This is a genomic window from Gaetbulibacter sp. M235, assembly GCF_043876835.1.
Taxonomy (GTDB): domain Bacteria; phylum Bacteroidota; class Bacteroidia; order Flavobacteriales; family Flavobacteriaceae; genus Yeosuana.
This window is the reverse complement of the sequence record NZ_JBAWJZ010000004.1, coordinates 51,124-63,580: the sequence shown is the minus strand read 5'-3', so window position 1 is coordinate 63,580 and position 12,457 is coordinate 51,124. Positions and strand designations below refer to the sequence as shown.

Genomic DNA, 12,457 nt, shown 5'->3' with positions numbered 1-12,457 from the left:
ACCATGAGTTTCAGGCTTAATCTCATTTTAATTTGTGCTGTTTTTTGTATTACGGAATGTGCTACTTTTAAACCGCAATATTCAGACGAAAATAATGCCGAAAACTTTCCTAACGATAAAACAATTACGCATACATTTTATTTTATTGGAGATGCCGGAAACTCTCCTGTTGATAGCGAAACCAGTGCTTTGAAGTTTTTAAAATCTGAACTTGATAATGCGCCAAAAAAAAGTACGATCCTTTTTCTGGGAGATAATATTTACCCAAAGGGCTTGCCAACTAAAGATGAACAAGGAAGAAACTTTGCAGAACATCAACTGAATGTTCAAATTGAAGCCGTAAAAGATTTTAAGGGGAAAGCTATTTTTATTCCAGGAAACCATGATTGGTATTCTGACGGATTAAAAGGACTAAAACGACAAGAAAAGTATATTGAAGATGCCTTAGGAAAAAACACTTTTTTACCGGAAAATGGTTGCCCAATTGAAAAAGTAAACATCTCGGATGATGTTGTTTTAATTGTTGTAGACTCAGAATGGTATTTAACCAATTGGAATGACAACCCAAACATTAATGACGATTGCGAAATAAAAACCAGAGCCAAGTTTTTTGAAGAACTAGAGAGTGAAATAAAAAAAGCACGTGAAAAAACAACCTTAATAGCTATTCATCACCCCATGTTCACAAACGGCAGTCATGGCGGACAATATTCTTTTAAAAGCCACATGTCTCCTTTGCCTGTTTTAGGAACCTTAAAAAACGTGATTAGAAAAACCAGTGGACTTACAACTGTTGATATACAAAACAAGCGTTACAACGAATTAAGAAAACGCATAATAACCTTATCCCAGCAGAACGATAAAACTATTTTTGTTTCTGGACACGATCATAATTTACAATACATCGTTGAGGACAACCTGCCACAGATTATTAGTGGTTCAGGATCAAAACTATCTGCAACAAGAAATGTTGGAAAAGGGAAGTTTTCATATGCAACGCCTGGATTTGTTCGACTCGACGTTTTTGAAGACGGGTCGTCATTCGTTAGGTTTTATTCGGCTGATGACCAAAAGGTAGTCTTTGAAACCCAAGTGCTTTCAGAAGACCAAAACAAAGAAACTAAAACGGAGTATGCAGCTTCATTTCCTAAAGAAGAAAAAGCTTCAATTTATACAGATGCAGAAACAACCAAAGGCAAGTTGTACAAAAAGCTTTGGGGAGATCGTTATCGTAAATATTTCAGCACAAAAGTAACTGCAAAAACGGTTAATCTTGATACACTATTTGGAGGTGTTATTCCCATTAGAAAAGGTGGCGGGCATCAATCAAAATCATTGCGTTTAGCAGATAAACAAGGGAGGGAATATGTGATGCGTGCTCTTAGAAAAAGTGCTGTTCAATATCTGCAAGCTGTTGCCTTTAAAGATGAATACGTTGAAGGGCAATTTAATGATACCTATACAGAAGGATTGTTATTGGATGTTTTTACAGGAGCCCATCCGTATGCACCTTTTACAATTGGAACGTTGTCTGATGCTGTTGGAATTTATCATACCAACCCCAAATTGTATTATGTGCCAAAACAACAAGCCTTGGAATCGTATAATGATGAGTTTGGTGATGAGCTTTATATGATTGAAGAACGGGCAGATTCTGGTCATGGTGATAAAGCAAGTTTTGGTTTTTCTAATACATTGATCAGTACCGATGATTTATTGAAAAAACTCAATAAAGATGAACGTATTGTTTTAGATGAAGCCGCCTATATAAGAGCCAGATTATTTGATATGCTGATAGGCGATTGGGACAGGCACGAAGACCAATGGCGGTGGGCAGAATTTAAAGAGCAAGGAAAAACGGTATACCGTCCAGTTCCTAGAGATAGAGATCAGGCATTTTCTATTATGGCCGATGGCGCATTATTAAAATTTGCCACTACAACAGTGCCTGCATTACGATTAATGCAAAGCTATGATAACGATATTAAAAGCGTAAAATGGTTTAACCTGGAACCTTACCCGCTAGACGTTGCCTTAATAAATCAATCTGACAGAACTGTTTGGAATAATCAGGTCGATTACATTGTGAACCATCTAACCGATAAGGTTATTGACAAGGCCTTTTTAAATTTCCCGATTGAAGTTACTGATGAAACGCTTAAAACCATAAAGCAAAAATTAATCGCAAGACGAGCTAATCTTCAAAAAATTTCAGATACTTATTACAATCACATTAATAAATTCGCCATCATAAAAGGAACAAATAAAGATGATTGGTTTGAAATTGAACGATTGCCAAACGGAAACACCAAGGTAACGGCATATAGAATAAAAAAAGGAGAAAAGGCCGATGTGTTTCATGAAAGAATTTATAATTCAAAAGACACAAAAGAAATTTGGATTTATGGATTGGACGACGACGATGTTTTTAAAATATCCGGAGATGGAAAAAAACCAATCAAAATACGTTTGATTGGAGGTCAAAACAAAGACTCTTATAACATCGTAAACGGAAAACGAGTGAAAATATATGATTATAAATCAAAGAAGAATGAGTTTATAACCAACAAAGGAGCCCTAAAAATAACAGACGATTACGAAACAAATGTTTATGATTACAAAAAGCTAAAAAATAATTCGAACCAATTTATTCCAACCTTAGGAGCCAATCCTGATGATGGTTTTAAAATAGGAATAGCAAATACTTATAATAATTATGGTTTTGAAAGAAATCCTTTTACATCCCAGCATATTTTTAATGCATCCTATTACTTTGCCACTAATGGTTTTGAGCTAGGTTATAAAGGCGAGTTTGCAAATGTGTTAGGCAACATGAATTTAGCCACTGAGGTTAAATATACAAGTCCTAATTACGCCATGAACTTTTTTGGTTATGGAAATGAAACTCCAAATCCAGAAGCAGATGATAACGATGGACTAGATGTTGATATGGATTATAACCGTGTAAAAATAAGGGTATTTAAAATAGCACCTTCATTAATTTGGAAAGGACCAATGGGAGCAAGTTTTAAACTAGGAGTGTCCTATGAAACTAATGAAATAGAAGAAACACAAGGGCGATTTATAAATCAGTTTATTGGAGATAATGTAGATGTCAGTAATAATTTTATAGGTGGAGATGCTACATACAGTTATGAAAATTATGATAATAAGGCATTTCCAACCTTAGGAATGAAAACAAGTTTACAAGTAGGTTATAAATCAAATATTGATAATTCTAATGAGTTTTCATATATCATTCCTCAATTTGGGATTGATTATAAATTGGTTCCAAACGGACAGCTTGTTTTTGCTACGAACCTGTTAGGGCATATTAATTTTGGTAATGGTTTTGAATTCTATCAAGCAGCTAGCATTGGAGCAGAAAATGGCTTGCGAGGTTATAGAGATCAGCGTTTTACCGGTAAAAATGCCTTTGTTCAAAGTACCGATTTACGTTTCAATATACGAAAAGTTAAAACCAGTATATTACCTCTTAATATTGGGGTTTATGGCGGGTTTGATTATGGACGAGTTTGGTTGGATGATGATAATTCAAGACGTTGGAACACCTCTATAGGTGGTGGAATTTTCGCCAATGCAGCAAATATGATGACACTTAATCTATCTGCTTTCCATGGCAATGATGGTTTGCGTTTAGCTTTTAAAATGGGCTTTGGGTTTTAATTCAAATTCATCTAGATTTAATTGAAAACAAAAAAAACACAGTCTAATGCTTACCAAGGTTTTATTTATTTTGAAGTAAAATAGAACAACATGGAATAAACTTCAAATGAAAACAACAACTCTACTTGGTCCACATATAGAATTTGTACAAAAGTTATTTTGAAACAATACACCTTCGTTTGCAATTCTATTAATATTTGGTGTTGAAGCTAATTTACTAATAGGTTAGCCATAAGCGCTAATAGCTTGTGAAGCATGATTATCAGCTATTATGTAAATTATTTTGGTTGCTTAGTTTTTCAACACAAACATTGCTTTTTTTATTACTAGAATGAAAAACCAATGCGAAATCAACAATAAAATTATAGCTTTCATTGTTGTTTTTGCTTAATTATTTTGGTTTGAATAATTACATCATCTAATACAGTTCTTTTAAAAAAATCTAAAACACTTTCCAATTCTTTAAAAGGAACTGAGGAGATTTCATGCTTAGCACCTTTGACCATATAGAACAAATAAGGGGTTTCTAAATCAGATAGTTTTTTTGCAATTACTGAAGAACCATCTAAGATAATGTAACCTGGTTTTGATGTTTCACAATAATGATGTGGTGCCGTTGCAAAGGGAACTAAATTATCATCTGTCCCATGAAATAAAACGGTTGGCAAGGCATTTTGCTTGGTTAAATAATTAACATTTACAAGTGCACCTGCTAATGAAAAAACACCAGCAAATTTAACATCTTCATAGCTCTGTAAGTTGTCAATGAAATATTCTCGCATGTAAGCAGCATTTAAAACAACTTCTGCACCAGCACTACTTCCTCCAGCTATTATTTTTGTTGTATCTATTTGAAGTGATTTAGAATTATGAACTATGAAATTTGCAGCATCAAAATAATCTGTTATAGCTTCTTTAAAAACATTTAATTTTAAATCGTTATCACAATTACATCCAAAATGAGTTTCACTATTTTTTCTCAACAATCGGTATGAAATAGAAACACCTATATACCCTTTGTTTGCAATGTATTCACATAGCTTTCTATCGGGTTCATTATCTCTGCTTCCAATTTCAAAACCACCACCATGTATCCATAATAAAACAGGTAAACTATCTGTTGGTTTTATATTATTTGGTTTATAAACATCTAGTTTCAATGTGTCTTTACCTTTTATTGCGTACGTGTAAATAACCTTACTTTGAGCATTTATAGTTACAGTAAAAAGTAATAACAAAGCGTAAATACAGTATTTCATTTTATTCTAATTTTTTCAATTAATTTACTAATAATACTGTCTATTTTAAACCATAATTTTAAAAAATTGTTACAAAAAACAAAATGAGCTAATATTTGAAGTTTTCTAAAGTATTATGAAATTATTTCTAAGGTTATAGCTTTTGATGAAAAATAATATCTTAATCCACTTTAATAACACTGGTTCTTTCGCTAATACCTTTAGCATTAAATGCTTCTATTTGAAAATAATAAGCATCTGTTCTATCGGCGCCAGTAAAGAAATATTCATTTTTTCCGTACACCATAATACTTCCGTAAAGCTTATGAGGTGATTTTCCCCAATAAATAACATAGCCATCTGCCAATTGATTTTGTTGCCATTTAAACCAAATACTACGTCTTTCCCCATATTTTTCAGGACTTGAACGAAGTGCTATAAAATTCTGAACACTTTCCGGTTTGCTTCCAGCTCCTTTTCCAAAAATTCTAAATCCGCTTAAAGCAAATTTTCCAGTAGGCATTTTGATATTCTCAATTTTTACATATCGTGCTTTTACTGGATTTTTTAATTCTACATAATCATGTGGTACATCGGTGCTATTTTTACTTTTATCAATAATCACATGCCATTTTTTGCCATCATTAGAGCCGTAGATTTTATACTGATGAAATTTGCCTAAGGTCTTGCCTTTAAACTCTACATCCTGGTCGGCATAATTAATTTGAATGGCATTGATAGTAGAAACTTCACCTAAATCGGTTTGAAACCATTCTCCCTTATCACCTGAAGTAGCACTCCAGTATGTTTTGATATCTTCATCTACAGCATAATTGGCATGATAACCTCCCAATGTGGAAGATACTTGTACTGGCTTTTGATAATTAAGTAACATCCAATTTGCAAACAATCCTTTTGTAAAGTCCTTTCCTTTTGCAAACTCTGGCAATAGTGTAGGATAATCGCCATAAGCTGTATTACAATACATTACATCATCTTTATCAAAACCGGCAGGCCAGATACCAATCCTCCTTTCAAAGTTATTTTTTGTTGAAATAAAAATGGTAGAAACATGCCAATAATTTTCATAATTATCTTGAAAAGTTGCACCATGTCCGGCACCTCTTGCAAATCCGCCGGGTTTATAGGAAAACGGATTATGACTTTGATATTCAAATCGATCCAAAGGATCTTTACTTACATAAACACCGTCTGAATACCCACTAAATTCTGTTGCCGGAGCACCGTATTGCATATAATATTTACCATTATGTTTAGTCATCCACGCCCCTTCTATAAAGGGTTGCAAAAACACATTATCATTATATTCGCCGAAGCGCTCCCAACCATGATCTTCTGGAAACAACCTTACTATTGGCACGGTGTATCCTTCAGATTGCATGGTTTTTGTGTTGATTTCAGTTCCTAAAATGGGCCAAACATTGCTTGATCCCCAATAGAGATACAACTTATCTTTATCTTCATCATAATGAAAAGCGGGATCCCAAGCACCAACTTTTAGCGTATCTACAGCTATTTCCCAATCATCAACTGTTGGATTGGTACTTTTCCATATTGGGAAGTCTGATTGCCATGTAGAACCATACACATAAAGGGTATCTTTCATTGCCCAAACTGCTGGAGCATTAAGATCGTGTATGTATTTATTATCTCTTAAGAATTTGTGATACACAAACTTCCAGTTAAGCATGTCATCGCTCCACCAATAGCCTTCTTGGTTGGTTGAAAACAAAAAATATTTGTTTCTAAAATTTACTATTACAGGATCGGCGGTTGCACGATGTTTTCCTTGTTTTGAAAACACATCAAAAGGTGTGTAACCGTAATCAATATTGATAGGGTTGCAATAGGTTTTTTGCTGAGCAATCAATGAGTGAAACGAACACCATATAATAAGAATTGCTATTTTTTTCATTTGAATATTTTAAATAAACTAATTTTTATTCAACCAATTCAAATTGTGATTTTAAACTAGCATCAGAATTGGCACCTACAAACACATCAAAATCCCCTGGCTCTGCAACAAAATCCAAATTGTAATTATAGAATTTTAAATCTTCAACAGTTAATTTAAAAGAGACAGTCCTTGTTTCACCTTTTTTAATTTCTACTTTTTGAAATCCTTTTAATTCTTTAACCGGACGAGTCACAGAACCCACTAAATCACGGATATATAATTGAACAATTTCTTTACCATCAAATTCTCCAGAATTGGTAACATCTACATAAATTTCAATATTACTATCTGCATTTAATTGATTTGCACTCAACTTCAAATTACTATAATCAAATTTGGTATAACTCAGCCCAAAACCAAACGGATATAAAGGTTCGTTAGGAACATCCATATAGTTTGATTTAAACTTTTCAAACTTTCCTTCTTTATTACCAAGAGGTCGACCTGTGTTTTTATGATTGTAATAAAGCGGGATTTGTCCTACGCTTCTTGGAAATGTTGATGTTAGTTTTCCTGAAGGGTTAACATCGCCAAATAACACATCGGCTATGGCATGTCCAGATTCGCTTCCACTAAACCAAACATCTAAAATTGCGGTAGCTGATTTAGATTCCTCGTTAAGCACTAATGCTCTACCATTAAAAAGAACAATAACTATAGGTTTTCCTGTTTTTACCAGAGCCTTCAATAAATCTTTTTGAGCCTGAGGAATTGAAATATCTGAACGACTGCTACTTTCTCCACTCATTTCTGATGATTCTCCAATAGCTGCTATAATAACATCAGATTTTGCTGCAATATTTACTGCTTCTTGTCTTAACTGTTCATCTGTTCTACCATCTCTTGGAATTTCTCTACCAAACATGGTTGCAATTTTTTCGAAATCTTTATCATAAGACAAGTTACTTCCTTTAGCGTATAAAACAGTAGCATTTTTACCTGCAACATCCTTAATACCTTCCAACAATGTAATGGATTCATCTTGCTTTGTTGCAACACTCCAAGTACCAGCCATATTTTCTTTAGTGTATGCTAATGGCCCTACTAAAGCTATTTTAGCTGATTTTTTTAATGGTAATATATCATTGTCATTTTTTAGTAATACCATGGATTGCGAAGCAACTTGTCTGGCAAATGCTCTATTTTCTTTTGTAAATACTTCTGTTTTTGCTCTATTTTCATCACAATATTTATAAGGATTATCAAATAATCCTAATTGGTATTTTGCAGTTAACATCCTTTTTACAGCAGCATCAACATTTTGCATAGATACTTTCCCATTCTCAACAGATTGTTTTAATGTTTTAATAAATGCTGCTGGAATTACTGGCGAATCTCCTGCCATATCCATATCAACTCCTGCGTTTAGTGCTAGTGCAGCAACGTCATATTTATCTCCCATGCCATGATGAATCATTTCATAAATTCCAGTATAATCTGTCACTACAAATCCATTAAAGCTCCAATCATTCCTCAACAAATCTGTAAGCAACCATTTATTACCTGTTGCCGGAATACCATCAATCTCGTTAAACGATGCCATGACAGAGCCTACACCTGCGTCAACGGCTGCTTTATACGGTGGCAAATATTCGTTGTACATTCTCATTCTGCTCATATCTACCGTATTATAATCCCTACCTCCTTCTGGCGCACCATACAATGCAAAATGTTTTACACAAGCCATCATTGTGTTATTCTTTGTCAAGTCATCTCCTTGATATCCTTTTACCATTGCTTTGGCAATCTCACTTCCTAAAAAGGTATCTTCACCTGAACCTTCTGAAACACGACCCCAACGTGGATCTCTTGAAATATCAACCATTGGTGAAAATGTCCAGTTAATTCCATCGGCAGTTGCCTCTTGGGCTGCCATTTTAGCTGTTTTTTTGATAAGTTCCATATCCCATGAACAGGATAAACCTAATGGTATTGGAAAGGTTGTTTCATAACCGTGAATGACATCCATTCCAAAAATTAAAGGAATTTTCAATCGGCTTTTTTCAACGGCTATTTTTTGCACTTCTTTAATCTTTTCAACAGATTTGATATTGAAAAGGCCTCCTACTTTACCTTCCTCAATTTCTTTAGCAATATCTGAGCTTTGTGCTTGACCCGTTATAATATCTCCAGAAACAGGAAGATTAAGTTGGCCTATTTTTTCTTCAACAGTCATTAAATTTAAAATAGAATCTACCTTTTTTTCAAATGGATTATCTACTAAATTTCTATTAGTTTTATTTTGACTCTGATTACATGATACAATTAATGTTACTGTAATTACAAACAAAGCTTGTTTAATTTTGAATAGTTTGTTCATTTTTATTTTTTTGTTTTTGAAAATAGCCAACTTAAAAGTTCAGGTTCTGCAAATGCAGAGTCCCAGCTATTGTGATTATCATTTTCAAAATATGTTAATTTTACATCAGCTCCTTTTTTTTGAAGCGCTGCTACCATTCTTAAAGAAAAATAGGGGATTACAACATCATCTTTTCCTCCATGGAATACCCAAAGCGAAATCTTATTTGCATATCTGTTAACAGATTTTGGATTTCCTCCTCCACAAATAGGAAATGCTGCAGCAAACATGTCTGGTTTTCTATTTATAATTTCAAAAGTGCCCATGCCTCCCATAGAAAGTCCTCCAACATACACCTGATCTTTTTTAACGTATGATTTTTTAGTTAAATCTTCCATTAAACTCAAAACAAGCGTCATGGACTTTGTTGGTTTTCCTAATCGTTTAAATTTGTATTTTTCAAGTCCTTTTTTCGATTCATTTCGATTTACATTAGCCCAATAATCGTCTTTTGGACATTGTGGAAAAATAATAATTGCTGGAAATTCATCTTTACTATAATTTTCTAAAAATAATTTGCTGCCATGTACCAGTTGAGTTTCATTGTCGTTTCCTTGTTCCCCTCTTCCATGAAGAAATAAAACAAGAGGATATTCCTTTTCTTCTGAAAAATTTTCAGGAAGTAATAAGCGGTACTTTAAAGTATCATTATTATGAAAATATAATTCCTTTGAAAAAAGTTCTTTATTTTGAGCTATTAAAAAATTAGAGACAAAAAAAAATAGAACCCAAAACGTATTCTGATTGCTATATTTTATTTGATAATGTTTCATTCTACAAATATTTAATAATTAAATCCTAATTTATCTAAACCTAATTTAACATCTGCATTTTGCATAAACAAATTCCATAACAAACCAGATCTGTAATTTTCAATCATAATAATTTCTGGACCCTGATCGATGGACAAATAAGCATCGGCAACCCAATAATTATATTGTGGACTAAAAGCATCATAAAAACTTGTCATCTTTTACACTAAATAATATTCGTTTATTTTGCAATAAATTAAAAAAGGAGAGGAAAATAAGGCCTCTCCCTTTTATTCAAGCAAATTTACTCAATCCCTAATATCTTAGTTTTTTACTTGACCAATTTTGTAATTACTAAACTATTGCCATTTTATATCATCGATATAATAAATATCAGCCGCAGTTCCATTTGTTTCACCACCATTGAAAAAGAATACTACTTTTTGATGATTTTCTGCTGCTTGATCACTAAAATCAAAAGTATATTCTGTCCAAGCATTTGTTGTAGTAATCGCTCCCCAAACCTCTTTCCCACCAGATGTGCCTCCTTCTAGTTTAGCCAGCAACGGTACTGCTACAGTTGACAAAATCTTTATTTTCAATTGATTTTTTACAGATAAGTCAATGACATCTCCAAAATCAAATACTAATGCGTCCCATGCATCTGTACCATTATCTGTAACTTCAAGTACACTTGTGCTGACATTTATTCCGCTAACATCAGGATTATCAAGAATAGCTGTATTTACGCAGCATACCACATCATAATTTTGCTGACATTCAAAATCGTTAACAATACTTGTATCTATTGACACTCCGAAACAAGGGTCAAACTCACTAAATCTTACATCATCAATGTAATAAAGATCTGATGCAGTTCCATTTGTTTCACCACCATTGAAAAAGAATACTACTTTTTGATGATTTTCTGCTGCTTGATCACTAAAATCAAAGATGTATTCTGTCCAAGCATTTGCTGTAGTAATGGCACCCCAAACTTCTTTTCCAGCAGATGTGCCTCCTTCTAATTTTGCCAATAAAGGAACTGCTCTAGTTGATAAAATTTTAATTCGTAAATAATTTTTAGTTGTTAAATCAATTGCGCCACCATAATCAAGGACTAAAGCATCCCAAGCATCGGTACCGTTATCTGTTACTTCTAATACGGAATCACTTGGATTAGCTGCATTCAAATCTGGGTTAACAACAATTTGATTTGGAATACAACAGGTTACCACTGAATTTTGCTGACAATTAAAATCATTAATAACACTTAAATCAGGGGCTACACCAATACATGGGTCTGAAAGTTCTATGAATTTTAAATCATCCATATAATAAACCTCAGTACCATCGGTGTCTACACCTGCATTAAAGAAGAGTACTATTTTAGTGTGATTTTCTGTTGCCTGACTACTAAAATCAAAAGTGTATTCCTTCCATACTCCTGTATTTGTGATTTGGGCATCAACTTCAATCCCTCCTGAAGTACCACCTTCTAACTTAGCTTTTAAAATTCCCGCTACCGGTGCAAAAACTTTTATACTAAACACATTCTTTGTTGATAAATCTATAGGAGCTCCAAAGTCTATTATTACGGCATCCCAAGCACCAACTTCATCAATATATTTACCAGAAAATTTACTGCTATTTACATCATTTTTATTGGGAGTGGCTATTTTTTCAACCTCTGGAGTATCTTGATTCATTTGACAATCAAAATCACTAACGATACTAAGATCTGGAACAACTCCTGCACAAGGATCTCCTGATAAAACATATTTAAGGTCATCTATAAAGTATTCATTTGTACCATCAGTATCAACACCTGCATTAAAGAATAACACAAGCTTATTGTGATTTTGATTAAATTGATCGCTAAAATCAAATGAATATTCTGCCCAACCATTATTTCCAGTTACATTAGTTGTTTTTTCAGATGGAGTAGAAGTTCCTCCTTCCAATTTTACAATCAATGTTCCCGCTATTGCTGTTCTAATTTTTAGCTTAAAAATATTATATGTTGTTAAATCAATGGGAGCGCCATAATCAATAATCAAAGCATCCCAAGCACCAGTTCCATCAATATATTTACCAACAAATCTACTTGTATTAATTTGTATTTCTGCAGGATTTCTTACCACTTCTACTCCTGTCAAATCGACGTTTGCCTGACATTCAAAATCTGATATAATGTTATCATCTATTGTAACATTAGTATCCTCACATGGAGCATATGCTATAGTTGGATATTTATTTAAATCATCTTCACAAGATGCTAAAAATATCAACGTTATTAAAAGCAGAAATGCATTTAGATAAAATTTAGTTGTTTTCATAATAATTTATTTAATTAGCTTTATTGTTTTAATCTTTTTGTAAATAAAATTGATGTGCAAATTTATAATCTGAGCTACCTACTTCAAAAAGTTCGTAATCGTCC

General features: G+C 33.2%; 6 protein-coding genes and 2 pseudogenes. 1 reads left to right on the top strand and 7 read right to left on the bottom strand.

Annotated features, from left to right (window positions below; genetic code table 11):
- Positions 1-3 precede the first annotated feature (3 nt).
- Entirely contained in the window at positions 4-3,687 is a 3,684-nt protein-coding gene (locus V8G69_RS07655; RefSeq protein ID WP_394881248.1) for a metallophosphoesterase, read from the top strand.
- Positions 3,688-3,798: 111 nt separating this feature from the next.
- Here the strand turns inward: V8G69_RS07655 and V8G69_RS07650 are convergent.
- From V8G69_RS07650 to V8G69_RS07620, 7 genes and pseudogenes are all read right to left on the bottom strand, one after another.
- A pseudogene (locus V8G69_RS07650) lies at positions 3,799-3,969 on the bottom strand (sulfatase-like hydrolase/transferase); the annotation flags it as partial.
- A gap of 89 nt (positions 3,970-4,058) precedes the next feature.
- A complete protein-coding gene (locus V8G69_RS07645; protein ID WP_394881247.1) occupies positions 4,059-4,946 on the bottom strand; it encodes an alpha/beta hydrolase in 888 nt (295 codons plus the stop codon).
- Positions 4,947-5,106: 160 nt separating this feature from the next.
- Complete coding sequence (locus V8G69_RS07640; RefSeq protein WP_394881246.1) at positions 5,107-6,861, bottom strand: discoidin domain-containing protein; 1,755 nt, start codon at positions 6,859-6,861, stop codon at positions 5,107-5,109.
- A gap of 25 nt (positions 6,862-6,886) precedes the next feature.
- Complete coding sequence (gene bglX, locus V8G69_RS07635) at positions 6,887-9,223, bottom strand: beta-glucosidase BglX (protein WP_394881245.1); 2,337 nt, start codon at positions 9,221-9,223, stop codon at positions 6,887-6,889.
- Positions 9,224-9,225: 2 nt separating this feature from the next.
- Complete coding sequence (locus tag V8G69_RS07630; protein WP_394881244.1) at positions 9,226-10,035, bottom strand: prolyl oligopeptidase family serine peptidase; 810 nt, start codon at positions 10,033-10,035, stop codon at positions 9,226-9,228.
- A gap of 11 nt (positions 10,036-10,046) precedes the next feature.
- Positions 10,047-10,223, bottom strand: a pseudogene (locus tag V8G69_RS07625) (glucoamylase family protein); the annotation flags it as partial.
- Positions 10,224-10,373: 150 nt separating this feature from the next.
- A complete protein-coding gene (locus tag V8G69_RS07620) occupies positions 10,374-12,353 on the bottom strand; it encodes a hypothetical protein (RefSeq protein WP_394881243.1) in 1,980 nt (659 codons plus the stop codon).
- Between the last annotated feature and the right edge of the window lie 104 nt (positions 12,354-12,457).